The sequence below is a fragment of the Micromonospora sp. WMMD987 genome, from assembly GCF_029581435.1.
Classification (GTDB): Bacteria; Actinomycetota; Actinomycetes; order Mycobacteriales; family Micromonosporaceae; genus Micromonospora; species Micromonospora rifamycinica.
Map to the genome: position 1 here is coordinate 6,447,769 of NZ_CP120861.1, position 24,643 is coordinate 6,472,411.

At 74.7% G+C, this 24,643-nt stretch carries 19 protein-coding genes and 1 pseudogene; 8 read left to right on the forward strand and 12 right to left on the reverse strand.

Features of this window, described 5'->3' with window-relative positions:
• Positions 1 to 79: 79 nt before the first annotated feature.
• On the reverse strand, positions 80 to 1,048 hold the full coding sequence (locus O7612_RS27510) for a PPK2 family polyphosphate kinase (RefSeq protein WP_282268679.1): 969 nt from the start codon (positions 1,046 to 1,048) through the stop codon (positions 80 to 82).
• Between the two features lie 250 nt (positions 1,049 to 1,298).
• Here O7612_RS27510 and sigJ point away from each other — a divergent pair, with 250 nt between their 5' ends.
• Positions 1,299 to 2,273 (forward strand): RNA polymerase sigma factor SigJ, encoded by a 975-nt coding sequence (gene sigJ / locus O7612_RS27515; protein ID WP_282268680.1) that lies wholly within the window; start codon positions 1,299 to 1,301, stop codon positions 2,271 to 2,273.
• Between the two features lie 27 nt (positions 2,274 to 2,300).
• On the opposite strand, the gene O7612_RS27520 is transcribed toward sigJ, so the two are convergent.
• Positions 2,301 to 2,807: a DUF402 domain-containing protein gene (locus tag O7612_RS27520; protein ID WP_282268682.1), complete on the reverse strand. Its 507-nt coding sequence runs from the start codon at positions 2,805 to 2,807 to the stop codon at positions 2,301 to 2,303.
• 139 nt (positions 2,808 to 2,946) lie between these two features.
• Between O7612_RS27520 and O7612_RS27525 the strand changes: the two genes are divergently transcribed.
• The gene (locus O7612_RS27525) at positions 2,947 to 5,151 is read left to right on the forward strand and encodes an ATP-dependent DNA helicase (protein WP_282268683.1); all 2,205 of its coding nucleotides are present in this window, start codon (positions 2,947 to 2,949) and stop codon (positions 5,149 to 5,151) included.
• Positions 5,152 to 5,236: 85 nt separating this feature from the next.
• Here O7612_RS27525 and O7612_RS27530 read toward each other — a convergent pair whose 3' ends face one another.
• Positions 5,237 to 6,586 (reverse strand): AI-2E family transporter, encoded by a 1,350-nt coding sequence (locus tag O7612_RS27530; protein WP_348774313.1) that lies wholly within the window; start codon positions 6,584 to 6,586, stop codon positions 5,237 to 5,239.
• Between the two features lie 110 nt (positions 6,587 to 6,696).
• Here O7612_RS27530 and O7612_RS27535 point away from each other — a divergent pair, with 110 nt between their 5' ends.
• Both O7612_RS27535 and O7612_RS27540 read left to right on the forward strand, forming a co-directional pair.
• Positions 6,697 to 7,044: a co-chaperone GroES gene (locus O7612_RS27535; protein WP_067305245.1), complete on the forward strand. Its 348-nt coding sequence runs from the start codon at positions 6,697 to 6,699 to the stop codon at positions 7,042 to 7,044.
• Between the two features lie 232 nt (positions 7,045 to 7,276).
• On the forward strand, positions 7,277 to 7,444 hold the full coding sequence (locus O7612_RS27540) for a hypothetical protein (protein ID WP_282268688.1): 168 nt from the start codon (positions 7,277 to 7,279) through the stop codon (positions 7,442 to 7,444).
• Between the two features lie 134 nt (positions 7,445 to 7,578).
• Here O7612_RS27540 and O7612_RS27545 read toward each other — a convergent pair.
• Positions 7,579 to 9,040: pseudogene (locus O7612_RS27545) on the reverse strand (PrsW family intramembrane metalloprotease); the annotation flags it as partial.
• Between the two features lie 113 nt (positions 9,041 to 9,153).
• Complete coding sequence (locus O7612_RS27550) at positions 9,154 to 10,323, reverse strand: FUSC family protein (protein WP_282274074.1); 1,170 nt, start codon at positions 10,321 to 10,323, stop codon at positions 9,154 to 9,156.
• 154 nt (positions 10,324 to 10,477) lie between these two features.
• Between O7612_RS27550 and O7612_RS27555 the strand changes: the two genes are divergently transcribed.
• Entirely contained in the window at positions 10,478 to 11,119 is a 642-nt protein-coding gene (locus tag O7612_RS27555) for a metal-dependent phosphohydrolase (RefSeq protein WP_282268690.1), read from the forward strand.
• Positions 11,120 to 11,160: 41 nt separating this feature from the next.
• Here O7612_RS27555 and O7612_RS27560 read toward each other — a convergent pair whose 3' ends face one another.
• Positions 11,161 to 11,445, reverse strand: a complete 285-nt coding sequence (locus O7612_RS27560) for a DUF4031 domain-containing protein (protein WP_067305251.1) — start codon at positions 11,443 to 11,445, stop codon at positions 11,161 to 11,163.
• 35 nt (positions 11,446 to 11,480) lie between these two features.
• On the opposite strand from O7612_RS27560, the gene O7612_RS27565 reads away from it, so the two are divergent.
• A complete protein-coding gene (locus tag O7612_RS27565; protein WP_282268694.1) occupies positions 11,481 to 12,881 on the forward strand; it encodes an FAD-linked oxidase C-terminal domain-containing protein in 1,401 nt (466 codons plus the stop codon).
• 65 nt (positions 12,882 to 12,946) lie between these two features.
• On the opposite strand, the gene O7612_RS27570 is transcribed toward O7612_RS27565, so the two are convergent.
• Both O7612_RS27570 and O7612_RS27575 read right to left on the reverse strand, forming a co-directional pair.
• Entirely contained in the window at positions 12,947 to 13,453 is a 507-nt protein-coding gene (locus O7612_RS27570) for a hypothetical protein (protein ID WP_282268696.1), read from the reverse strand.
• A gap of 170 nt (positions 13,454 to 13,623) precedes the next feature.
• Entirely contained in the window at positions 13,624 to 15,450 is a 1,827-nt protein-coding gene (locus O7612_RS27575; RefSeq protein WP_282274075.1) for a glycerol-3-phosphate dehydrogenase/oxidase, read from the reverse strand.
• Between the two features lie 209 nt (positions 15,451 to 15,659).
• Between O7612_RS27575 and O7612_RS27580 the strand changes: the two genes are divergently transcribed.
• Positions 15,660 to 18,230, forward strand: coding sequence for a S8 family serine peptidase (locus O7612_RS27580; protein WP_282268698.1), 2,571 nt, complete (start codon positions 15,660 to 15,662; stop codon positions 18,228 to 18,230).
• Positions 18,231 to 18,485: 255 nt separating this feature from the next.
• Here O7612_RS27580 and groL read toward each other — a convergent pair whose 3' ends face one another.
• The 3 genes from groL to O7612_RS27595 all read right to left on the reverse strand — a co-directional run bounded on the left by groL (position 18,486) and on the right by O7612_RS27595 (position 21,942).
• A complete protein-coding gene (gene groL, locus O7612_RS27585; RefSeq protein WP_067305265.1) occupies positions 18,486 to 20,108 on the reverse strand; it encodes a chaperonin GroEL in 1,623 nt (540 codons plus the stop codon).
• Between the two features lie 278 nt (positions 20,109 to 20,386).
• The gene (locus tag O7612_RS27590; protein WP_282268701.1) at positions 20,387 to 21,589 is read right to left on the reverse strand and encodes a hypothetical protein; all 1,203 of its coding nucleotides are present in this window, start codon (positions 21,587 to 21,589) and stop codon (positions 20,387 to 20,389) included.
• A gap of 149 nt (positions 21,590 to 21,738) precedes the next feature.
• Positions 21,739 to 21,942 (reverse strand): cold-shock protein, encoded by a 204-nt coding sequence (locus tag O7612_RS27595; RefSeq protein WP_067305333.1) that lies wholly within the window; start codon positions 21,940 to 21,942, stop codon positions 21,739 to 21,741.
• Between the two features lie 224 nt (positions 21,943 to 22,166).
• Here O7612_RS27595 and O7612_RS27600 point away from each other — a divergent pair, with 224 nt between their 5' ends.
• The gene (locus O7612_RS27600; protein ID WP_282268703.1) at positions 22,167 to 22,697 is read left to right on the forward strand and encodes a GNAT family N-acetyltransferase; all 531 of its coding nucleotides are present in this window, start codon (positions 22,167 to 22,169) and stop codon (positions 22,695 to 22,697) included.
• A 118-nt stretch (positions 22,698 to 22,815) separates the two neighbouring features.
• Here the strand turns inward: O7612_RS27600 and paaN are convergent, their stop codons facing one another.
• Positions 22,816 to 24,489, reverse strand: a complete 1,674-nt coding sequence (gene paaN / locus O7612_RS27605; RefSeq protein WP_282268705.1) for a phenylacetic acid degradation protein PaaN — start codon at positions 24,487 to 24,489, stop codon at positions 22,816 to 22,818.
• Positions 24,490 to 24,643: the final 154 nt, after the last annotated feature.

The following is a 24,643-nucleotide window of genomic DNA, read 5'->3' on the forward strand; positions in this document are numbered from 1 at the left end:
AGGTACCCCACCGGGGCGGGTCGTCGCCGGCCTACCCCCGGTCAGACCCGATTCACCGCTCGTTCACCTGCCGTTCACCTCAGCCACCCCCGCTGCCACTCGCCAACCGCTGGAGCTCCCGTTCCACGTCGAAACCGGCAGCCGGATACCCCAGATCAAGACCCTCGAACGTCTCCCGCAGCAGGTGCGCCACCGCCCAGTCCCGGTACCACTTGCGGTCCGCCGGCACCACGAACCAGGGCGCGGCGTCCGTGTCGCACCGCCCCAGCGCCTCCGCGTACGCCGCCTGGTAGTCGTCCCACCGCGCCCGGGAGTCGAGATCGCTCGGCTGGTACTTCCAGTGCTTCGTCGGGTCGGTCAGCCGCTGCGCCAACCGCCGCGCCTGCTCGTCCCGGGAGATGTGCAGCATCACCTTCACCACGGTCACGCCCCCGTCGACCAGCTCCCGCTCGAAGGCGTTGATCTGGTCGTACCGGGACCGCCAGGTGCGCTCCGGCACCAGGGCGTCGACCCGGGCCACCAGCACGTCCTCGTAGTGCGAACGGTTGAAGACGCCGACGTAGCCCGGCGGGGGCAACGCCCGGCGGATCCGCCACAGGAAGTCGTGCCGCAACTCCTGCCGGGTCGGCGGGCCGAACGACCGGATGTGCAGGCCGAGCGGGTTCATCGCCCCGGCCACCCGCTTGACGGTGCCGTCCTTGCCCCCGCAGTCCATCGCCTGGAGCACCAGCAGCACCCGCCCCGGCCGCCCCCGGCCCAGCCGCGCCCCGCCCCGGCTCGGGGTCGAGGCGGGCGCGGCGGGCGCACCGGCCGCCGCCATGGCGAAGAGCATCTCCTGCTGCCGGCCCAGCCCGGCACCGATCAGCTCGACCTGCCGCCGGGCCCAGACCTTGCGTCCCCTGCCGTCACCCGCCGCCGGCAGGCCCGGAGTGGACCGCGGATCGACCGCGCCGAGGTCGACCGGTCCACCGTCCGACGACACCCGCAACAACTGCCGCACCGACCCACCAGCGGGTACGACGATCTCCGTCTCCTCGTCTGCACGCATCCCCCGATCCTCGCCCACCCCCGCACCCCCCGCCTCCCGGGCACCGGTTCCGCATACCCGACCACCGGCCGGGTCGGGCCGCGCCGGCCGCGGTGCCGGACCGGGAGCGGTGCCGGACCGGCACGCCGGGGGGATTCCCGGCACCGGCCGGGGCGGGCCGGAACCCGGCTGTCACGTTTCGGGGCGCCCCGACGTCCGGTGGGCGGGGAGGATCCTGTTCCGTCGGGGTCCGGTCGAACGGGGAGGGATCGTGGTGACGGTGGACCTGGTGGCGGAGTTCGAAGCCGAACGCGGACGGTTGACCGCGCTGGCCCACCGGATGCTGGGCAGCCGCAGCGAGGCGGAGGACGCCGTCCAGGAGACCTGGCTGCGGTACGCCGGGGCGCTCGCCGACCCGCGGAGCCGGGCCGAGATCCGGCACCTGGGCGGCTGGCTCACCACCACCTGCGCCCGGATCTGCCTCGACGTGCTGCGCTCGGCCCGGGTCCGCCGGGAGACGTACCCGGGTCAGTGGCTGCCCGAGCCGGTGGTCACACCGTGGAGCGCCGGCGGGCCGGAGCCGGACGGCTTCGCCCCCGACCCGGCCGACCGGGCGGTCCGGCGCGACCGGCTCGGCACCGCCCTGCTGGTCGTCCTGGAACGGCTCAGCCCCGAGCAGCGGGTCGCCTTCGTCCTGCACGACGTCTTCGCGGTGCCGTTCGCCCGGGTCGCCGAGGTGCTGGCGAGCACCCCCGAGGCGGCCCGCCAGCTCGCCTCCCGGGCCCGCCGGGCGGTCACCGCCACCGACGCGCCCCGGCACACCGCCGGCCCGGCCGAGCAGCGCGAGGTGCTCGCCGCGTTCGCCGCCGCGACCGAGTCGGGCGACCTGGACGCGCTGGTCCGGATACTCGCCCCGGACGTGGTGCTGATCGGCGACGGCGGGGGGCACTTTCCGGCGGCCCGCCGACCGGTCGTCGGGGCCGACCCGGTGGCCCGGTTCCTGCTCGGTCTCTTCACCCGGGCCGGCCGCTACGGTCAGCGGCTCCGGGCCGAGCCGGTGCTGGTGGACGGGGTGCTCGGGCTGTACCTGGAGACGGTCACGCCCGACGGCCGCCCGCTACGGATGGTCACCGGCTTCGCCGTACACGACGGCCGGATCAGCGGCCTGTTCAACCAGCTCAACCCGGACAAGCTGCACCGGCTGCCCGCCCTCGACCCGGCCGCCACCTGGCCGCCACGCTGGTGACCCCGGCCGCGCCCCACCCGGACCGGGTCAGACCACCAGGGCCAGCCACTTGCGGTACGTCGAGGCGAACGGTTCGGTGCCGTCGCCGAGCGCGGTGAGCAGCCGGGTCGCCGCCGCCCGGGCCTGCGCCACCGCCTCGTCCGGATAGCCGAACCGCACCCGGTGCTCGGCGAACTCGTCCTCGTCGCGCAACTCCACCAGGCCGGTGGCCCGGCGACGCACCACGTCCAGGTCGAGATCGATCAGGTGGACCGTGTCGTCGCCCTCCCAGCGGGCCGGGGTGGTGATGTCGCAGTAGACCTCGCTGGTCCTCGGCGGTGGGTTGAACATGCCCGTCCACCAGGCCTGGTGCGGCACCAGCAGGACGAAGGGGATCTGCTCCACCGAGGGCCGGCCGTGGTAGACCGACTCGGTGCCGGCGGTCACCCCGAGCCACACCCCGAGGTCGTCCTCGGTCAGCCGGCGGGCCGGGTAGTCACGGTGGGCGCTGCCGTCGTACTTGCGGTAGATCACGCGGACCGTGTCGCTCGGCATGAGTCGCACACTAGCCGATTCCGCCCACCCGTCGCCGCAGGGAGGTGACCGGTCAGCAGTGGCGACAATCCGCACGGTGACCGCGCCACGCGGGGGCAGCGGCGGGTGGCGTGTCGGCGGCGACGGGTACCGTCGCACGGTGACTGCGTCCCGTACCGCCGCCGGCCCCAGCACCCCCCCGGCCCGCTCCGGACGGCGGCGCGGCGGCCGCCCGAGCGGCACCGAACTGCTCGCGGCGGCGGTCGGCGCGGTGCCCGGCGGCGCGGCCCGGCCGGGCCAGCAGCAGATGACCGAGGCGATCGAGCGCAGCGTGGCCGCCCGGGAGCACCTGCTGGTGCAGGCCGGCACCGGCACCGGCAAGTCGCTGGCCTACCTGGCCCCGGCACTGACCGTGGACGGCCCGGTGGTGGTCTCCACCGCCACCCTGGCGTTGCAGTCCCAGCTCGTCGAGCACGACCTGCCCCGGCTCGCCGACGCGGTCGAGCCGCTGCTCGGCCGCCGCCCCACCTTCGCCGTGCTCAAGGGCCGGCACCACTACCTGTGCCTGGCCCGGTTGGACAACTCCACCGAGGACGAACCGGAGGACACCCTCTTCGACGCCCCCGCCGGCCGGCCCGGAGGCGGGACGAAGTGGCTCGGCGAGGCCGGTCGGATGGGCAAGCAGATCCAGCGGCTGCGCGACTGGGCCGAGAAGACCGACACCGGCGACCGGGACGAGCTGGACCCGGGCGTCGACGACCAGGCGTGGCGGCTGGCCTCGATGCCGGCCCGGGAGTGCGTGGGCGCGTCGCGCTGCCCGTTCGGCCAGGAGTGTTTCGCCGAGGCCTCCCGCGCCCGCGCCCGGGAGGCCGACATCGTGGTCACCAACCACAGCCTGCTCGCGGTGGACATGCTGGCCGGTCGGCACATCGTCCCGCCGCACAAGCTGCTGATCGTCGACGAGGCGCACGAGCTGGCCGACCGGGTCTCCTCGGCGGCCCAGGCCGAGCTGGTGCCGGAGCTGATCGACCGGTCCGCCCGCCGCGCCCGGCCGTTGCTGCGGCCGGACGTCGCCGACCGGCTCACCGAGGCCGGCGACGCGCTCGCCGTCGGGCTGGCCGAGGCCCCGGCCGGCCGGCTCACCGGCGGCCTGCCCGGCCCGTTGCGGGAGGCCTGCACCCTGCTCGACGCGGCCACCCGGGCCGCCCTCGACGCGATCGGCGACGTCAAGGCCGACGACCCGGACCCGGTCCGCAAGCAGCAGGCCAAGTCGGTGCTCGACGAGCTGTCGACCACCGCGCAGCGGCTGCTGGAGGAGGCCGACCACGACGTGGCCTGGGTGGAGAAGCCGGACAACGGCAGCCGGCGGGCGCTGGTGGTCGCGCCGCTGTCGGTCGCCGGCACCCTCGCCACCCACCTGTACGACGAGCGCACGGTGGTCGCCACCTCGGCGACGCTGGCGCTGGGCGGCCGGTTCGACACGGTGGCGCGGGCGCTCGGGCTGGACGCGCCGCCGCCCGCCCCGCCGTCCCCGGCCGCCGCCGCGCTGGCCACCGCCGCCGCCGGCCGGTCCACCGGGGTGCCCGGCGACGGGGCGACAGCCGGCACCACCGCCCCCGACCCGGGTGCCGGCGGGGTGGCCGCCACCCCGGGCAGCCGACCCGCCACCGGCGTGGTGCCGGCCACCTCGGGGCCGGGCTGGTCGTCGCTGGACGTCGGCTCACCCTTCGACTACGCCCGCCAGGGCATCCTGTACGTCGCCGCGCACCTGCCCCGGCCCAGCGTCTCCGGCCTGCCCGAGGCGGCCGGCGAGGAGCTGCTGCGGCTGGTCGGCGCGCTCGGTGGCCGTACCCTCGGGCTGTTCTCCTCCCGGCGGGCCGCGCAGCAGGCCGCCGAGCTGCTCCGGGCGCGCACCGACCTGCCGGTGCTGCTCCAGGGCGAGGAGGCGTTGCCATTGCTGGTGCGCCGGTTCCGGGAGGAGCGGTCGAGCTGCCTGTTCGGGGTGATGTCGCTCTGGCAGGGGGTGGACGTGCCCGGCGACTCGTGCCAGCTCGTGGTGATCGACAGGTTGCCCTTCCCGCGCCCCGACGAGCCACTGGCGGCGGCCCGCGCGGCGGCGGTGGACGCGGGCGGCGGCTCCGGCTTCTCGGCGGTCAGCGTGCCGATCGCGGCGGTCCGGCTGGCCCAGGGGGTGGGCCGGCTGATCCGGGCCACCGGTGACCGGGGGGTGGTGGCGGTGCTCGACTCGCGGCTGGAGACGGCGCGCGGCTACGGGCCGTTCCTGCGCCGTTCGCTGCCCCCGTTCTGGTACACCACCCGCCCCGAGGTGGCCCAGGGCGCGTTGGAGCGTCTGGCCAAGGCGTGACCTGTCCGGAAGCCGCCCGCCCCCGAGGGGGAACGGGCGGCTTCCGGGTGTCGTGGGGTGACCGGGCGGGCCGGTCCTGCCGTGGTCAGGGGGCTTGGGAGGCGACCACCACGGCGTCCGGTGGGGTGTCCGGCACGCTGCGGGCCGACAGCCGGCGGACGGCGGTGTTGAGCACCGCGATCAGCGGCACCGCGACCAGCGCGCCGGTGATGCCGGCGAGCACCACGCCGGCCGCGATCCCGATGATCACCGCCAGCGGGTGGATGGCCACCGCCCGACCCATGATCAACGGTTGCAGCAGGTGCCCCTCGACCTGCTGCACCCCGATCACCACGCCGAGGATGATCAGGGCGGTCACCGGGCCGCTGTCGACCAGCGCCACCAGCACCGCCACCACCCCGGAGAGGAACGCGCCGACGATCGGGATGAACGCGCCGAGGAAGACCAGCGCGGCCAGCGGAAAGGCGAACGGGATGTCGAAGACGACCAGGAAGATGCCGATCCCCACCGCGTCGATGAACGCCACCAGCACGGTCGCCCGGACGTAGGCGCCGAGCGTCGCCCAGGACGCACGGCCGGCGTCGTCGACCTTCCACCGGGCGGCGACCGGCAGCAGGCGGACCAGGAAACGCCAGATCCGGTTGCCGTCGCGCAGGAAGAAGAAGGTGGCGAAGAGCACCAGGACCGCGCCGGTCAGCACCTCGGCCAGGGTGGCGGCGGTGGCGAGCGCCCCGCTGGTGAACTTCTCGGTGTTGCCGTTGATCCAGCCCTGCGCCTCTTCGATGTAGCGGTTGAGCTGGCTGTCGGACAGGTGCAGCGGGCCGGTCTTGAGCCAGTCCTGGATCTGCCGCACGCCCTGCGACGACTTCGCGCTCAGCTCCGGCACCCCCTGGATGAACTCGTTGACCACCAGGGTCAGCGTGCCGAAGACCGCGACCAGGCCGCCGACCATCACCACGCCCGTCGCCAGCGACCGGGGGAACCGCACCCGCAGCAGCCAACCCACCGCCGGGGCGAGCAGCGCGGAGAGCAGCAGCGCCACCGCCAGCGGGATGATCACGATGCTGATCGTCCCGACGATCCGGAGCAACGCCCAGGTGACCACACCGATCACGATCAGCCGCCACGACCACGCGGCGGCGATCCGCAGGGCGTGCGGCACGTCCGCGTCGTCCCGGCTGGAGGTGGAGTTGTGCATGGCCGCCGGCGGCTCCACACCGACCACCGTCGCCGACGGCGCCGCCGCCGGGCCGGGTGACGCCGGCGTGGCCACGCCGGCCCCCTCCGGGGCGTCGGCCGGATCGGCACGCCCCGCCCGGACCGACTCCCGTCCGGACTCGTACGCGCGGCGGAGCCGGCCGCGTACCCGCTCGAAGCGGCTCAAGCGCACCTCCTGAGAACGACACCGGGCCGCCCACGACGACGGTCCGGACAGGGTACGTCCATGTGCCCGCCACCGTAGGGCAGTTCCGCCACACAGTGCCCCGGGCAGCACCGGCTCAACCACCGGGTGGACGCCCCCGGGCCACACGGTAGCGTCGTGGCGTGACCGTCGACCCGAACCTCGACACCGGCCTGCCGATCCGCCTACTGCACGACCGGGTGCTGGTGAAGGTGGACGGCAGCGAGGGCGAACGCCGTTCCACCGCAGGCATCGTCATCCCCGCCACCGCCGCCGTCGGCAAACGGCTGGCCTGGGCCACCGCCGTGGGGGTGGGGCCACACGTCCGCGCCGTCGTGGCCGGCGACCGGGTGCTCTTCGACCCCGACGACCGTTCCGAGGTCGAACTGCACGGCCGGGGGTACGTCCTGCTGCGCGAACGGGACGTGCACGCCGTCGCCGCCGAGCGGGTGGAGCACGAGCCCACCGGCAACACCGGCCTCTACCTGTAGCCCCGCCGGCTCCACCGCGTCCGGCCGGCTCCCTCCCGCATCCCGCGCACGCGGCCGAGCGGCTGCTCTGCGCGCACGCGGCCGACCGGCCGTTCCCCACGCACCCGCTCGGCCGGCCGCTCTCCGCGCACGCGGCCGACCGGCTGCCCGGCCCGTCCGCGTACCCGGCTTTCCGGTTTGCCCCGCTTCCCGGCGGGAAGCCAGGGGCGTCCGGACGCCCTGGGGAGGGACGATGCCGATTCTCGTGAAGAAGGTGCTGCTCTGGGGCAGCGTCGCCTTCCTGATCTACTTCATGGCGTTCCGCCCGGACGGGGCGGCGCAGCTGTTCAAGGGGATCGGGGCGGCCCTGATGGCGATGGCCCAGGGCCTCGGCGACTTCCTCACCACCCTGATGAGCTGACCCGGGCGGGCACCCGGGCGCACCGCCACCGGGCACGCCGCGCCACCGGCCGGCGGTCGGTGCCGGCCGGGCGATCCCGGGGCGGCCGGGCGATCCCGGGGCGGCCGGGCGATCCCGGGGCGGCCGGGCGACGGTCAGTACGGGCCGGGCGGCCACGGGGCGGCGGGGCGGTGGCCGTACCAGCCGGGCGGACCGTAGCCGACCGGGGCCGGCGGGGGCGGTGGGGCCAGCACCACCGGGATCGGCACCACCGGGGAGTCCGGGGCCTCGACGACGCGCTGCGTGCCGTCCGGGAACCGCAGGTGGTAGCGCTGCCCGTCCCAGACCCCCACCGGCGTCTGCGGATCCCGGCCGACGAAGAACGACCGGTAGGCCGCGATCGTCTCCAGCAACTGCCGTTCCTCCCGCAGCGTGCGGTCCCGCTCGGCGGGCTTACGGTCCAGGCCACGCCGCATCCCGTCACGCAGCAACGCCAACCGGGTGGCGGCGAACTGGTAGCCGCGCATCGCCCGCAACCCGGCGTCCCCACCGACCCGCCGTGCCCAGGTCCGGGCGGCGTGCCGGCGGCCCAGGCTGCCCAGGGCGGCCACCTCGGGCGGGCTCAACCAGCCCGCCCGCACGTAGTCGGGCAGGGTGCGCTCGGTGAGCCGCCCCTCCCAGGCCCGCAACCAGACCGCGAAGCCGACCATGCCGAAGAAGATCGGCACCATCACCGCGACCATGCCGTAGAAGAAGATCACCGCCTGGCCGGTGGCCTGCACCAGCGTCGGGATCAGGTTCCAGGTGCCGTGCAGCATCATCGCCAGCAGCAGGCCGGCGACCGGGGCGAACACCCGGACCCGCCGGTCGGCGGTCCGGGCGGCGATGCCCAGCCCCACCCCGGTCATCGAGGTGAACAACGGGTGGGCGAAGCCGAAGAAGAGGATCCGCGAGATGAAGATGACGATCACGTTGCGGACACCGGTCGCCGGCCCCCACTGGTCGACACCCGAGGCGTACCCGAGGCCGCCCAGGTAGAGGATGTTCTCCACCATGGCGAACCCGACCGCGGAGAGCCCGCAGTAGACCAGGCCGTCGGTGATCCCGGACCACTCCCGGCGACGGAAGATCAGCAGCAGGATCGGGCCGAGCGCCTTGGTCAGCTCCTCGATGAACGGGGCCACCAGCACCCCGGTCAGCGACGACGAGACCCCCCAGTCCTTGAACAGGGCGGCGAAGCTGTTGTTGACGGTCAGCGAGGCGGCGGTCGAGACGAACGCGCCCCAGGCGAAACAGAAGATCAGGTACTTCAGCGGCTCGGGCTCGTACCGGTCGAGCCAGAGGAAGCAGGCGACCAGGACCGGCACCGGCAGGATCGCCGCGGTCACCCCCACCAGCAGCGCGTCCAGGCCCAGGTTGGAGCCGAGCGTGTAGAGCATGTAGACCGCGCAGGCCGCGATGAGCAACACCACCCCGGCCAGTGCCAGGACCCGCCGCCAGCCGACGCGGCGCGGCGGCATCCCGGGCGCGGCGGCCTCCGGCGAGGGTACGGCGGGCGCGGGCGGCGGGGTGTCGGCCATGCGGATCAGCGTAGTCATCCCCGGCCCGTTCGGCCGGGCTCTCCCACCTGCGGGCCGCACCGTCGGATCAGCGGCCCCGACCGGACCGGGCCAGACGCCGGACCGGGCCAGATCGGGCCAGCCCAGACCCCGGGCCGGGCCGGCGGAGGGTCAGCCGACCGGCGGCGGGTTCGGGGCCTTCGGGGCGGGCTCCGGGCCGGCCGGTCCCCCGTCCGGTACACCCTGCCCGCCGAAGGCCTGCCGGATCAGCCGGTTGGCCTCCTCCTGGTCGATGCCGGAGGCCACCAGCAGGTCGCTCGCGGTGGTCCGCACCTGGGCCACCACCACGCTGCCGGAGAACCCGACCCCCTGGTCGTACGCCCGACCCGCCTCGCTGACCGCGCGCAGGGACCGTTCCCGGGCCTTCTCCGGGTCCTCCCCGGCGGCGAACTCGTGCCGCAACAGGCGAACCGCCTCGGCCAGGTGGGCCACCGCGTCCGGCATCGGCTCCGGCACCGCCTCCCCGTCCTCGATCATCGTGACCGACCGCCGGATCAGGGTGCCGCTGTTGCGCATCGCCCGGTCGATCGGGTCGGCCGCCTCGGCGTAGTGGGTCAGTTCGCTGCGCCGGTGCCACCGGGCCGGGGAGAGTGTGCTGGTCTCCTTCGCCCCCTCGATCGCCTCGGCCAGGGTGGCCATCTCCTCCTTGTTCTCCCGGAGCCGGTCCAACGCCCGCTGGGCGGCGGCCCGGTCCCGCTCGCGCAGCGCCTGGGCACAGGCGTCGAGCTGACCGGCGAGCAGGTCCAACGCCGGCCGGGCCGCCCGGTTGACCACCCGGAGCGGGTTGAGCGGCAACAGGATCGCCGTGACCAGCAGGGCGATGCCGCCGCCGACGAACGCGTCCACGAAGCGGGGCAGTTCCAGATCCTCGGTGGACGGGCTGAGGGTGACGATCAGCACGGCGGTGGCGGCGGCCTGGATCACCACCGCCACGCTCGCCCCGAAGAAGGTGGTGAGCAGGATGGCCGCCGTCACCACCAGTCCGAGTTGCCAGCCGCCGGTGCCCAGGAAGTAGATCAGGACGTCACCGAGGAACACCCCGACCGCCACCCCCACGATCAGCTCCACGGTCCGCCGCAGCCGCTGGCCGACCGAGGCGGCCAGGGTGCCCACCGCCGAGATCGGCGCGAAGACCGGCTGCGGGTTGCCCAGCAGGTGGTGCGACACGGTCCAGGCCAGAGCGGCGGCGAGCCCCGCCTGCACGGCCAGGCCCAGCGCCATCCGGACCTGGTGCAACCGGTCGTGCAGGGTCGCCCGGCCCCGGTGACGCAGATAGGTCATCGCGCCGGCGATCCGCGCGGTGTCGACGTCGTCCCCGTCGTCGCCCAGCCCGACACGACGCCTCAGCGACGGTCCTCGGTCCCGGGCCACGGCCATGGCGGGGACTACCCGCGCGGGGCCGGTCCAACCCGTCCGGTGCGGCAGAATCGTCCCGGTGACCGAGCTGATCGACCGCTGGCGGGTGGCAGCCCGGGCCGCCGGGGCCGACGACGACGGGGCGCTGGCCGCCACCGGGACGGCCCTGCTGGCCCGCTGGCGGGAGCCGCACCGGCGGTACCACACCACCGCCCACCTGCGGGCGGTGCTGGACCTGGTGGACCGGCACGCCGACCTCGCCGACCGGCCGGAACGGGTGGCGCTCGCCGCCTGGACGCACGATGCCGTCTACGACCCGCGCGCGACCGGGGACGCCAACGAGCGGGCCAGCGCGGAGCTGGCCGGCGTCCTGCTCACCGGCCTCGGGGTGCCGGCCGCCACGGTGGTCGAGGTCCGCCGGCTGGTGCTGCTCACCGCCGGGCACGCGGTCGCCCCCGACGACCGCGACGGCGCCCTGCTCTGCGACGCCGACCTGGCGATCCTGGCCACACCCCCGGAGGTCTACGACGGGTACGCCGCCGCGATCCGCGCCGAGTACGCCCACGTGCCCGAGCCGGACTTCCGCGCCGGCCGGGCGAGGGTCCTCGACGGGCTGCTCGCGTTGCCCGCCCTCTTCCGGCTGCCCCCGTTGGCGGACCGGTGGGAGGCACCCGCCCGCGCGAACCTGCGCCGTGAGCTGGTGGCCCTGCGCCGGGGGTGAGGCTGCCCGCCGACCCGCCCGCCCCGCGTCCCGGGCCGGCGTCAGGGACGGATGAGGTCCCCGGAGCCGGCGAGGTGTTTCGGGCGACGCAGGCCGGCGGCGTACAGCAGGCGGACGATCTCCCGGCTGGGCACCACCCGGGCGCCGAGCCACACCGCCACCGCGAACCGGTCGGCGGGGATGTCGTAGTGGTCCCGGTCGAAACCCCGCCGGGGCGCCCCGAGCATCTCGGCGAAGGCATGCAGCTCCGCCGGGGAGACATCGCTGATCAGGTGCGACCAGAGCCGACCACGCCACGGCCAGGCGGGCCGGTCCAGGTAGAGCATGGCGGCCAATCTAGCCGCCGGTTAGCCTCGGCCGCATGGCTGGCTCCCCCCTCCTCGACGACCTGCGGGCGGCCCTCGGCGACGAGGCCGTCCTCACCGACCCGGACCTGCTCCGGCTGCACCGACGCGACGAGGCGGACCTCTGCGCCGCCGGCACCCCGCTGGTGGTCGTCCGGCCCCGGGACACCGCACAGGTGGCGGCGGTGGTCCGGGCGGCGGCCCGGCACGGCGTACCGGTGGTGCCGCAGGGGGCGCGGACCGGCCTGGCCGGCGCGGCGAACGCGGTGGACGGCGCGGTCGTGTTGAGCACCGTCGCGATGACCGCGATCCGGGAGATCGACCCGGTGGCCCGGATCGCCGTGGTGCAGCCGGGCGTGGTGAACGCCACGCTGGCCGGTGCGGTCCGCGGGCACGGGCTGTACTACCCGCCGGACCCGGGCTCCTGGGAGTCCTCCACCATCGGCGGCAACGTCTCCACCAACGCCGGCGGCATGTGCTGCGTGAAGTACGGGGTGACCGCCGAGTACGTGCTGGGGCTGGAGGTCGTGCTCGCCTCCGGCGAGGTGCTGCGCACCGGCCGGCGTACCGCCAAGGGGGTCGCCGGGTACGACCTCACCCGGCTCTTCGTCGGCGCGGAGGGCACCCTCGGCGTGATCACCGAGGTCACCGTGGCACTACGGCCCACACCCGAGGAGTCGCTGACCATGGTCGCGGTCTTCGGCTCGACCGCCGGGGCGGGGACGGCGGTGGCCGGGGTCGCCGCGCAGGGGCTCACCCCGAGCCTGCTGGAGCTGCTCGACCGGACGCACCTGCGGGCGATCGAGGCGTACCGGCCGATGGGGTTGCGGACCGATGCCCGTGCGCTGCTGCTCGCCGCCGTCGACACCGGCCCCCGGGCGGCGGCGGACCTCGCCCGGATCGCCGAGGTCTGCACGGCGGCCGGCGCCGAGGAGGTCTACACGGCCACCGACGCGGTGGAGGCGGCGGCGCTGCTCCAGGCCCGTCGGCTGGCCCACCCGGCGATGGAGAGGTTCGCCACCGACACCTACCCGGACGGCAACGGTGGTCTGATCATCGACGACGTGGCGGTGCCCCGGGGCGCGCTCGCCACGCTGCTGGACGGGGTGGACCGGATCGCCGCCGAGTGCGCGGTGCCGATCGGTGTGGTCGGCCATGCCGGGGACGGCAACCTGCACCCGAACATCGTGGTGGACCGGGCCGACCCGGCGAGCCTGGCGCGGGGCCGGCGGGCCTTCGACGAGATCATCCGGCTCGGCCTGGAGCTGGGCGGCACCTGCACCGGCGAGCACGGCGTCGGGCTGCTCAAGCGGGACTGGCTGGCCCGGGAGGTCGGCCCGGTCGGCATGCGGGTGCACCAGGCGATCAAGGCGGCACTCGACCCGGCCGGCCTGCTCAACCCGGGCAAGGTGCTCTGAACCCGCCCGCCCGCCCGCCGTCGCGCGGGTGGCCCGGCGGGCGCGGACCGGGTCAGCGGGCCGGGTCAGCGGGTGGGTTCGGCCGGGGTGGCCTGGGTGAGCAGGAGCAGGATCTCCCCGGCCACCGCCGGCCGCTCCTCACCCGGGCAGTCCTGCGAGGTGATCAGTCCGGCCGCGGTGACCAGGCTGGACGTCAGCGCGTCGATGCAGCTCGCCCGGTACCGACGCGCCTGGTCGGTCTCCCGGGCCAGTCGCGGGTCGGCGAGCAGCCCGTGCAACCGCTGCACCTGCTCGGCGTCCAGGGAACCGGTCGAGGTGACCCCGTCCCCGGCACAGTCGTCACACTCCCACCGGCCGTCCGGCTCGATGGTCAGCGACCGCAGTGGACCGTCGTCGCCGAGCTTCTGCACCAGGCTGACCCGGTTGGCGGTCGCCACCGGCGACGGTGTCCCCCGGCCGCCCTCCGCTGTGGAGCCGCCGTCCCGGTCGTCCATCGCGCAGCCGGCCAGGGCAACCGTCAGCACGGCGAGGGCGGGGACGACGGACGCGCGTGACCACTGGGGGGGAACCACGCGCCGGAACCTATCCCACCGCAATGCCGTCCGGAACCCACCGACCGGCCCGGCACCGGCACGGGGGCCGGCCCGGCACGGGTGGGCCGGGGCACCTCCGACCGGCACGGCGGCGAAGGGGACGCCTCCGACCGGCACGGCGGCGGTGAGCGGGGGCCGCCCCGGACCGGTCAGCGCAGGGGCGTCGGCAGCTCGATCGGGCCGCCCGCGCCGCCGTCCACCCCCCGGTCGGCGGCGAAACCCCGGACGTCGGGCGCACCCAGCCGGGCCGCGTCGGCGGTCGCGTCGTCCGGCATGAGCTGGGACTCCCGCTCCGCCTCGACCCGGGCGCGGTAGTGCGCGACCTCCCGCTCCCGGGTGGCCGCGTCCCAACCGAGGACCGCGCCCATCAGCTCCGCCGTGTGCCCGGCCGAGTCGAGCCCCCGGTGGCTCGTCTCGAAGGAGATCCGGGTACGCCGGGTCAGCACGTCCTCCAGGTGCAGCGCCCCCTCCGCGCGGGCGGCGTAGGTCACCTCGGCGGCCAGGTACTCGGGTGCGCCGGCCAGCGGCGAGGCGAGCAGCGGATCCGCGGCGATCAGCGCCAGCAGTTCCAGGGTGAGCGTGCCGTACCGCTCCAGCAGGTGCTCGACCACACCCACCGGCACCCCGTGCCGGCGGGCCAGGTCGGCGCGGTCCCGCCACATGGCGGCGTACCCGTCCGCACCGAGCAGCGGCAGGTCGGCGGTGCGCGAGGGTCGTACGCCACCGAGCCGGTGGGCGGCCCGGTCCACCACGTCGGCGGCCATCACCCGGTAGGTCGTGTACTTGCCGCCGGCCACCAGCAGCAGCCCGAGCATCGGCTCGAAGACCGCGTGCTCCCGGGAGAGCTTGGAGGTGGAGTCGGCCTCGCCGGCCAGCAGCGGGCGCAGCCCGGCGTAGACGCCCTCGATGTCGGCGCTGGACAACGGCCGGTCCAGCACCGTGTTGACCTGGTCCAGCAGGTACCGGATGTCGCGGGCGGAGGCGGCCGGGTGGGAACGGTCCAGCCGCCAGTCGGTGTCGGTGGTCCCGATGATCCAGTGCCCGCCCCAGGGGATGACGAAGAGCACACTCGTCGCGGTACGCACGATCAGCCCGGTCTCACCGGTGATCGCCGAGCGGGGCACCACCAGGTGCACCCCCTTGGAGGCCCGGACCCGGATGCCGGGGCGCAGCCCGACGTCGTTGAGCATCCGGGACATGTCGTCGCTCCACACTCCGGTGGCGGCGATGACGGTGCGGGCGCGTACCTCGAACTCGGCGTCCGGGGAGCCGGCGGGGGCCTCCAGGTCGCGGACCCGGACCCCGGTGACCTCCCGGGCCTGCCGCACCAGCCCGACGGCGCGGGCGCTGCTCACCACCGTGGCGCCCAGGCTGGCGGCGGTACGGGCCAGGGTCACCACCAGCCGGGCGTCGTCGACCTGGCCGTCGTAGTAGCGGATCGCCCCGGCCAGCGCGTCGGCGCGCAGGCTGGGGAAGACCCGGCGGGCGCCCTCGCGGCTCAGGTGCCGGTGCAGCGGCATTCCCCGACCGGTGCCGAAGATCCCGGCGAACGCGTCGTAGGCGGCCACCCCGACCCCGTAGTAGGAGCGGCGGAACAGCCGGGCCGGCAGGTCGCGCAGGCCCCTACCGGCGGGGAGCGGGATCAGGAACGGGACCGGCCGGACCAGGTGCGGGGCGAGCCGGGTGGCGAGCAGCCCCCGCTCGGTCAACGCCTCGTGGACCAGGTGGAACTCGAGCTGCTCCAGGTAGCGCAGGCCGCCGTGGATCAGCTTGCTGGACCGGCTGGACGTGCCGGCGGCGAAGTCGCGGGCCTCGACCAGGGCGACCTTGAGCCCCCGGGAGGCGGCATCGAGCGCGGCACCCGCGCCGGTCGCCCCACCGCCGATGACCAGCACGTCGAACCGCTCGGCCCGGAGCCGGCGCAGGTCCGCGGCGCGGCGCACCGGAGAGAGCTGGCCGGCGGCGACTCGGGTCACGTTGGGGTCACGCACCCGTCCACCGTATCCGCCCGCACCCGCGGACAGCAGGCCCGGAGGCCGCCGGGTTCCGGCCCACCGCCGCGACGCCACCGGGCGACGGGACGGCCGGACGACGGGACGGGAGTCCCCGGGGCCGCCGCTGACCTGTGGCGGGACCGGATCGGACCGACGCCAGCGCGGGGCGGGTCGCGTCGTACTGTTTCCGGATGTTGGCCGACGCACCTCCTCCGCCGGGTCACGGGTTTCCGCCGGGCACCGGCCGTCCGCCCGGCCCGTGGCCGGTGGTGGCCGCCGCGTTCGCCGGTGGCTGGGCGGTGGCCCTCGCCGCGCTGCTCCAGGTGGTCGGGTGGTCGGTCGAACAGTTGCAGGTGGCCGCCGGGTGGGACCGGTGGGGGTGGCTCTGGCCGGTACTCAGCCTGGCCACCGCCCTGCTGGTGGGCCTGCCCGCGGTGCTGCTGGCCCTGCTGCCCCGCTCGGCCGGGGTACGCGCCGCCGGACGCGGTTGGCTCAGCGCCGGGCTCGCCCTGGTCGCCCTCGGATCCCTGCGGGCACTTCCGCCGGTGCACCACGAGCTGTACCTGGCGGCACTGGCCGCGACGGCGGCCCTGCTCGCGGCGCTGGCCACCCGCCTACCCGACCGGGCCACCGGTGCCCGGTACCCCGCACCGGCTCGGCAACCCGGGCAGCCCGCGCCGGCCGGGCAGCCGACGCCGGACCAGCAGTCCGCTCCAGCCTGGCTGGCCGTCCCGGCCCGGCAGCAGCCCGTGCCGGACCCGCAGCCCGGAGGCGGCCAGCAGGTCGGGCACGGCCGGACCGGGGCGGCCGGCGGTGCCGACCGGACCCGGGCGGTCACCCTGCTGGCGGTGGCGGCCGGACTGGCCCTGCTGGTGCCGTGGGTCTGGTTCGGCGCGCTCGGTGGGCTGCTGGAGACGCTGCTCGCCGGGGTCGCCGCGACGGCGCTCGGCCTGCTGGCCGGGGCGCTGCTGGGCGACCGGTTCTGGTCCCCCTTCACCGGCGACGGGCCGCCCCGGGCCGCCCGCACCGTGCTGGTCGGTGGCCTGGTCGCCGGGGTCGTCCTGCTGCTGCTCGTCGCCGGCACCGGCCAGTCCGGTGCCCAGCTTCCGGCGCTGCTGTACGTGCCGCCGCTCGGCTTCGTGCTCGGCGCGTGCCAGGTGGCGGCCCGGCGGGCCGGCGCACCTGCCGGGGCCGCGCCGGTCCGCTGGCTGGTCGGCCTGGCGGTGTTCGGCCCGCTGGCCCTCACCGACCCGGAGGAGATCTCGATCCTGCTGGCCACCACCCGCGACGTGCCGTACTGGGTCGCGGTGGCGACCGGCGTCGGGCTCGCCGTCGCGGTCGTCCTGGCCATCGGGTACGGGGTGCTGCTCGCCCGGCCGCACGGGCGTGCCCCCGGCCGGCTGGTCGCCGCCTCGAGCGCGGCCGTCCTGCTCCTCACCGTCGGCGTGGTGGAGGTGACCGTCGGTCGACCCGGCCTGTACGGCGAGCGGCTGCTGGTGGTGCTCCGCGAGCAGGCCGACCTCTCCGACCTCCCCGCCGGGACGCCCGGTCGGCCCGGCCGGCAGGCGCGGACCGCCGAGGTCCACCGCCGGCTGGTGTCCACCGCCGAACGCACCCAGGGGGCGCTGCGCCGGGACCTCACCCGGCTGCGCCTCGACCCGACGCCGTACTACCTGGTCAACGCGATCGAGACCGACGGTGGACCGGCGGTGCGGGCCTGGCTGTCCACCCGGCCCGAGGTGGCCCGGGTGCTGGTCAGCCAGCGGCTCCGGCCGTTGCCCGCGCCGGCCCCGGCCAGCCGGGGTGACCAGCCCGCACCGACCGGCCCGGAGTGGAACATCCGGATGCTCGGTGCCGACCGGGTCTGGTCGGAGCTGGGTGTCACCGGCACCGGGGTGGTGATCGGCAGTTCGGACTCCGGGATCGACGGCGCCCATCCGGCGCTGGCCGCCGGCTTCCGGGGCGGCGACGACTCCTGGTACGACCCGTGGGACCACACCCGCACCCCGACCGACACCGGCGGTCACGGCACCCACACCACGGGCAGCGCGGTGGGGCGCGACGGTATCGGGGTGGCCCCCGGCGCGCAGTGGGTGGGCTGCGTCAACCTCGACCGCAACCTGGGCAGCCCGGCGCGTTACCTGGACTGCCTCCAGTTCATGCTGGCCCCGTTCCCGGCCGGTGGTGACCCGTTCACCGACGGCCGGCCGGACCGGGCACCGGACGTGCTCACCAACTCGTGGGGATGCCCACCGGTGGAGGGCTGCGACCCGGGCGCGCTGCGTCCGGCGACCGCCGCGCTGGAGGCCGCCGGCATCCTGGTGGTGGCCGCCGCCGGGAACACCGGGCCGGACTGCGGGTCGATCGTCGACCCGCCCGCGCCGTACCCGGACGTGCTGACGGTGGGTGCGGTGGGTCGCGACCGGGCGGTGACCGAGTTCTCCAGCCGTGGTCCCGCCGCCGGTGGGGCGGGCAAACCCGACCTGGTGGCCCCCGGGGCGGGGATCCTGTCCGCGATGCCCGGCGGCGGCTACGCCACCCTGGACGGCACCTCGATGGCCACCCCGCAGGTGGCGGGGGTGGTGGCCCTGATGTGGTCGGCGAACCCGGCGCTCGTGGGTGACCTGGCCCGGACCCGGAGCATCCTGCGGGACACCGCACAGCCGGCCGGACCCGCCGACCTCAGTTGCGGCCCGGCGGCGTCGTCGACCGGGGCCGGCCTGGTCGACGCGTTCGCGGCGGTACGGGCGGTCCGACGCTGACCGCTCCGCGCTCCCGGCGTGGACTGCCGGGGCGCTGACCGCTCCGCGCTCCCGGCGTGGACTCCGGGCACCGGCCGCTCCGTGCTCCCGGCGTGGCCCCCAGGGCACCGGCCGCTCAGCGCTCCCGGCGTGGACTGCCGGGGCGTTGACCGCTTCCCCGGCACCGGGCAGGAAGCCGGGGCGGGGAAGCAGGGCCACGGACGGAGAGGGGCGGACCGCTTGCGCGGTCCGCCCCTCTCGGCGTTGGAGCTGGACTCAGAAGTCCATGTCCCCGCCACCCGGGCCAGCCGGGGCGGCCGGGGTCTTCTCCGGCTTGTCCGCCACGACGGCCTCGGTGGTGAGGAAGAGCGCCGCGATCGAAGCGGCGTTCTGCAGCGCCGACCGGGTCACCTTGGCCGGGTCGATGATGCCCGCGGCCAGCAGGTCGACGTACTCACCGCTGGCGGCGTTGAGGCCGTGACCGGCGTCCAGGTTGCGGACGCGCTCGACGACCACGCCACCCTCGAGGCCGGCGTTGACGGCGATCTGCCGCAGCGGGGCGTCCAGCGCGATCTTGACGATCTGCGCGCCGGTCGCCTCGTCGCCGGTCAGGTCCAGCTTGTCGAAGGCGGTCTTGCCGGCCTGCACCAGCGCGACGCCACCACCCGGGACGATGCCCTCCTCGACGGCGGCCTTCGCGTTGCGGACGGCGTCCTCGATGCGGTGCTTGCGCTCCTTCAGCTCGACCTCGGTGGCCGCGCCGACCTTGATCACCGCGACGCCACCGGCCAGCTTGGCCAGCCGCTCCTGCAGCTTCTCGCGGTCGTAGTCGGAGTCGCTCTTGTCGATCTCGGCCCGGATCTGGTTGACCCGACCCTGGATCTGGTCGGCGTCGCCGGCACCGTCGACGATGGTGGTCTCGTCCTTGGTGACCACGACCTTGCGGGCGCGGCCCAGCATGTCGAGGCTGGCGGCGTCGAGCTTGAGGCCGACCTCCTCGCTGATGACCTGGCCACCGGTGAGGATGGCGATGTCGGTCAGCATGGCCTTGCGACGGTCACCGAAGCCCGGCGCCTTGACGGCGACCGACTTGAAGGTGCCCCGGACCTTGTTGACGACCAGGGTGGCGAGGGCCTCGCCCTCCAGGTCCTCGGCGATGATCAGCAGCGGCTTGCCCGACTGCATGACCTTCTCCAGGATCGGGAGCAGGTCCTTCACCGACGAGATCTTGCTGTTGGCGATCAGGAGGTACGGGTCGTCGAAGACGGCCTCCATACGCTCCGGGTCGGTCATGAAGTACGCGGAGATGTAACCCTTGTCGAAGCGCATGCCCTCGGTGAGCTCGAGCTCCAGGCCGAAGGTGTTGCTCTCCTCGACGGTGATGACGCCTTCCTTGCCGACCTTGTCCATCGCCTCGGCGATGATCTCGCCGACGGTGCTGTCACCGGCGGAGATGGAGGCGGTGGAGGCGATCTGCTCCTTGGTCTCGACGTCCTTGGCGAGCTTGGACAGCTCCTCCGAGACGCTGGCCACGGCAGTCTCGATGCCCCGCTTCAGGGCCATCGGGTTGGCACCGGCGGCCACGTTGCGCAGACCCTCGCGCACCAGGGCCTGGGCCAGGACGGTCGCCGTCGTCGTGCCGTCACCGGCAACGTCGTCGGTCTTCTTGGCGACCTCCTTGACCAGCTCGGCGCCGATCTTCTCGTACGGGTCCTCGAGTTCGATCTCCTTGGCGATGCTCACACCATCGTTGGTGATGGTGGGGGCACCCCACTTCTTCTCGAGCACCACGTTGCGGCCCTTGGGGCCGAGGGTCACCTTCACGGCGTCGGCGAGCTGGTTCATGCCCCGCTCGAGGCCGCGGCGAGCCTCTTCGTCGAACGCGATCATCTTGGCCATACGGCGTTGTCCTCCTGGACACTCACGGGCCACCCGGGTGTTGTGCCCCGGACGGGCCGCCTGGTGTACGCACCTTGGGGACGTCGCCACCTGGCGACGACGACGTCCTCCTCGGTCGGGCCGGACAGCCCGCGACGACCGGCCCCGTGCCACCCGACGCCATCGAAACGTCGGTGTGACCGTGGCCCTACCGCCCCGACCATTGGCACTCATCGTATGCGAGTGCCAATGACTTGTTTAGCACTCTCCCCTGCCGAGTGCAAGCACGATGGGGCCGGTCAGCCGAGTTCCGCCACCAGTAGCGCGGCGTTCACCGGCCCCGCCTGTGCCCGCTGCTCGGCGTACGTCACCACCAGACCGACGAGCTGCACCAGGTAGACCGGGACCACCAGCACCGCGCTCACCAGGATCACCGCCACCGCGCCCACGGCGGTGCCGGGGGCGGTGAACGGGTCGGTGCCGAACGGCAGGGTGCCGACCGACTCCACCACCGAGCCGAGCGCGCTGCCGAGAAGCACCGCGAGTGCGACCAACGACACCCGGCCGAGCACCATGCCCAACCGGTCGTGGAACATCCGGAACGAACGCCCGATCGGGCCCTGCCCCTCGAACAGGTAGACCGGGCCGGCGAGGGCGAGCGCGAAGGCGAGGTAGATGCCGGGCAGCAGGCAGAAGCAGAAGCCGATCCCGATGAGCACGCCCATGACCACCATCCAGCCCCACAGCCCGAGGCAGCGGCGGGCGCCGTAGCGCAGCGCGCCGGGCAGGTCGGTCGGCTGGCCGGCGGCCTGCCGGGTCACCACCCAGGTGCCACCCGCCCAGCCGATGCCCTGCACCACCCCGAACGCCAGGGCGATCAGCGCCACCGAGGCGCCGTAGACCGCCAGGTCGGTGAGGTAGCCCTCGGGCAGCGAGCCGTCGGCGGGCAGCTCCGTGGCGTCCGGTCCGGTGCCGAACGAGAGGAGCGACACCGCCACCGCCGGTACGGCCTGGGTGAGCAGCATCAGCGGCAGCAGGATCCGCCAGCCCCGGCGCAGCGCCCCGGTGCACCGGGTGAACCAGCCGTCCAGCCCGGCGTACGGCGGGTTGACCAGCGGGTCCTGCGGACCCCAGGCACCACCCCCGGCGTACGGCGGAAAGCCGCCCCCACCCGGCGGGTGGCTCCCACCCGGCGGAAAGCCCCCACCCGGCGGGAGGCCGGCGGCACCCGGCGGCCAGTAGCCACCACCCGGCGGAAAACCACCACCTTGCGGGTAGCCACCGCCCGGCGGGAAGCCGGCGCCCCCCGGCGGGTAGCCCGGGTAGGGGCCTGCGGCAGGCGGCGGGTTACCCGGGTCCGGGTAGCCCCGGCCCGGCGGACCGGTCGCGGCCGGCCCCCACGGTGGCGGCCCCGAGGGCGGCAGCCCCGACGGCGGCCCCCACGGTCCACCCGAGGACCCGGCAGCGGGGTCGGGCGGACCCGAAGGTGACTGGTCGGACATGAACCCTCCTCAGCGAGGACGCCTGGACGGTTCACGATCTTTCCCGGCACGCACCCCCACCGCCATCCGTCCTGCGGACGCCCCGACAGGTGGGACCGGACGGTCCACCGACAGGACCGGACGTCCGGGCGATGGGACCGCCGAGGCGGTCAGGCGATGACGCGGACCCGTTCGGCCTGCGGACCCTTCTGGCCCTGGGCGATCTCGAACTCCACCCGCTGACCGTCGTCCAGCGCCTTGTAGCCGTCCATCTCGATGGCGGAGAAGTGGACGAAGACGTCCTGCCCGCCGTCGACGGCGATGAAGCCGTAACCCTTTTCGGAGTTGAACCACTTGACGGTGCCCTGTGCCACGGTGCACTTCCTCACTCTGCGCGGCGTTCCACAACCCCGGGATGCCGGCTGGCCGACAGCGGAGAACCACCCGTTTCAGCGACCGGTGAAGGCCGCTGAATCGGTGACCGAAATCGCACGCTACACGAGGAGTGACGACTGCGCACGACCACAAATAGGGCTAAATCAGACGGGTATCGACCCGGCCACCCATCGTCAACCATCACTGCGCTATGCATGCCTGCATGACCTCTGCCCCGGCCCCTCCGGCGATCCGGACGGCCCCCGTGCGCCGGGTGCGCCCGGACGACACGGCCCGGATGCGGGCGCTGCGGCTGGAGATGCTCGCGGACGCGCCGCTGGCCTTCCTGGAAACCGTGGCCGAGGCCGCCGCCCGCCCGCACGCCCAGTACGCGGCCCGGATCGCGTACGTCGCGCAGGGCTGTCACACGGCCCAGTTCATCGCCGACCCCGGAGGCCGGCTGGTCGGCCACGCGGGCGGGACCGCCTCCCCCGACGAGCCGGGGCTGACCGTGGTCTACGCGGTCTACGTGGCCCCCGCGTGGCGTGGCACCGGCCTGGTCGGCGCGCTGATCGACGAGGTGGCCACCTGGTCCCGTGCCTGCGGCCGACCGCAGCTGCTGCTGGAGGTGGTGGTCGGCAACGACCGGGCCTGCCGGGCCTACCGACGGCTGGGCTTCACCGACACCGGGGTCCGGGTACCCCATCCCAAACTCCCGGCGCTGCGCGAACTCCAGATGCGTCGGCCCGCCTGACCAGACCCGACCCGTCCACCCCGGCCCGCCCCGGCGAGCACGAGGTTCAGGTCAGCCCGGGGCCGGGCCTTGGCGTGAACCTCGTGCTCACCGGAGAGTCCACCCCCGCGCCAGGGGGTCAGGCGGGGCGGCGGGACTGGACGATGCGGAACCGGTTCGCCACGTAGGCGCCGTCGGTGAGGGCGGCGTTGGCGGCCGCGTTCGCGCCGCTGCCGTGGAAGTCCGAGAAGGCGGCGGACTGGTTGACGAAGACCCCGCCGGTGAGGTTGGCCGACAGGTGCACCCCGACGTCGATCGCGGCGGCCTCGACGGCGTCCAGCACCGTCTCGTCGGTGGAGTAGACGGCGGCGGTCAGCGCGCCGGACTCCCCCACGGTCGTCCGCATGATCTCGATGCTGTGCGCGGTCGAGTCGGTGGCGATGACGAAGGAGATCGGCCCGAACCACTCCCGACCGTAGACCTCGGTGTCGGTGGCGGCGAGCTTGACGACGGTCGGCGTCCGGACCACCGCGTCGGGCAGCGAGGGGTGCGCGACGGTACGCGACTCCAGCACCGGCTGGCCGACCTTGGTCACCTCGTCGAGCCGCTCCAGCACCCCGTCGTTGACGATCGCACCGGTCAGCTCGACGCCCCGGGCCGGGTCGGCGGTGAGCTTGCCGATGGTGGCGGCGATGCCGGCGGCCACCTCGTCGAAGCTCTTGTGCCCCTGGTCGGTGTCGATACCGGCGGCGGGGATCAGGATGTTCTGCGAGGTGGTGCACATCTGACCGCTGTACAGAGTCAGCGTGAAGCCCAGGTTGCGGCACATCCCGGCGAAGTCGTCGGTGGAGTCGATCACGACGGTGTTGAGGCCGGCCTTCTCGGTGTAGACCGTCGCCTGCCGGGCGTTGGCCTCCAGCCAGTCGCCGTACCCGGTGGAGCCGGTGAAGTCGACGATCTTCACGGCCGGGTGCAGGGCCAGGGTCGAGGCCAGCTTCTCGCCGGGGGCGTCGGGGGCGAGCAGCACCAGGTCGGGGTCGAAGCCGGCCTCGGCGAGCACCTCCCGGGCGTACTTCACGGTGATCGCCAGCGGCAGCACCGCGCGCGGGTGCGGCTTGACGATCACCGGGTTGCCGGTGACCAGCGAGGCGAACAGCCCGGGGTACGAGTTCCAGGTCGGGAAGGTGTTGCAGCCGATCACCAGCGCCACGCCGCGCGGAACCACGTGGAACGTCTTGGCCATCCGGAGCGGGTCGCCCTTGCCGGCGGCCTTCTCCCAGCCCGCCGTCGCGGGGTGCCGGGTCATCTCCGCGTACCCGTAGGCGAGCGCCTCCAGCGCCCGGTCCAGCGCGTGCGCGCCGCCGGCCTGGAAGGCCATCACGAACGCCTGGCCGCTGGTGAACTGCACCGCGTTGGCCAGCTCGAAGATGTGCCTGTGCAGCCGGTCGAGGATCTCCAAGCAGACCCCCACCCGGGCCTGCGGGCCGGCGTCGCGCCAGGCCGGCAGGGCGGCGGAGGCGGCGGCGACCGCCTCGTCCGCGCCCGGGTGCGGGTACCGCACGTCCAGGGCCACCCCGAACGGGCTCGTCTCGGTGGCCACCCGGTCGGCCGCGCCGGGCTGGTCGAGCGGGAAGTCACCACCGAGGTACGCCTCGAAGGCGGCCTTCCCGTCGGCGGCGGCGGTCTCGCCGTACACCCGGGGGCTGGGCGATTCGGGGTAGGCGGACCAGTACCCGCGTTCCGCGATCGCGGTCAGCGCGCGGTGCAGGGTGTCGGCGTGCCTGTCGTACAGCGGGTGCGGGGTCTCCGTCATGCCCGCCATCATGCAACAGATGACGACCAGATCAGTAGGGGCGTGTCACAGTCCGGCCGGTGCTGACGAGCGAAGGGGGCCAGCGGATTTCCGCTGGCCCCCTTCGGAGGTTGGTCGGGAGGGACGTTCGCACAACGCCTCCGGCGTTGGGTCG

Coding starts and splice junctions, on each gene's coding strand:
- O7612_RS27510 (WP_282268679.1), bottom strand. CDS start 1,048: ATGCGTGCAGACGAGGAGACGGAGATCGTCGTACCCGCTGGTGGGTCG.
- O7612_RS27520 (WP_282268682.1), bottom strand. CDS start 2,807: ATGCCGAGCGACACGGTCCGCGTGATCTACCGCAAGTACGACGGCAGC.
- O7612_RS27540 (WP_282268688.1), top strand. CDS start 7,277: ATGCCGATTCTCGTGAAGAAGGTGCTGCTCTGGGGCAGCGTCGCCTTC.
- O7612_RS27550 (WP_282274074.1), bottom strand. CDS start 10,323: ATGACCTATCTGCGTCACCGGGGCCGGGCGACCCTGCACGACCGGTTG.
- O7612_RS27560 (WP_067305251.1), bottom strand. CDS start 11,445: ATGCTCTACCTGGACCGGCCCGCCTGGCCGTGGCGTGGTCGGCTCTGG.
- O7612_RS27565 (WP_282268694.1), top strand. CDS start 11,481: ATGGCTGGCTCCCCCCTCCTCGACGACCTGCGGGCGGCCCTCGGCGAC.
- O7612_RS27580 (WP_282268698.1), top strand. CDS start 15,660: ATGTTGGCCGACGCACCTCCTCCGCCGGGTCACGGGTTTCCGCCGGGC.
- groL (WP_067305265.1), bottom strand. CDS start 20,108: ATGGCCAAGATGATCGCGTTCGACGAAGAGGCTCGCCGCGGCCTCGAG.
- O7612_RS27590 (WP_282268701.1), bottom strand. CDS start 21,589: ATGTCCGACCAGTCACCTTCGGGTCCGCCCGACCCCGCTGCCGGGTCC.
- O7612_RS27600 (WP_282268703.1), top strand. CDS start 22,167: ATGACCTCTGCCCCGGCCCCTCCGGCGATCCGGACGGCCCCCGTGCGC.
- paaN (WP_282268705.1), bottom strand. CDS start 24,489: ATGACGGAGACCCCGCACCCGCTGTACGACAGGCACGCCGACACCCTG.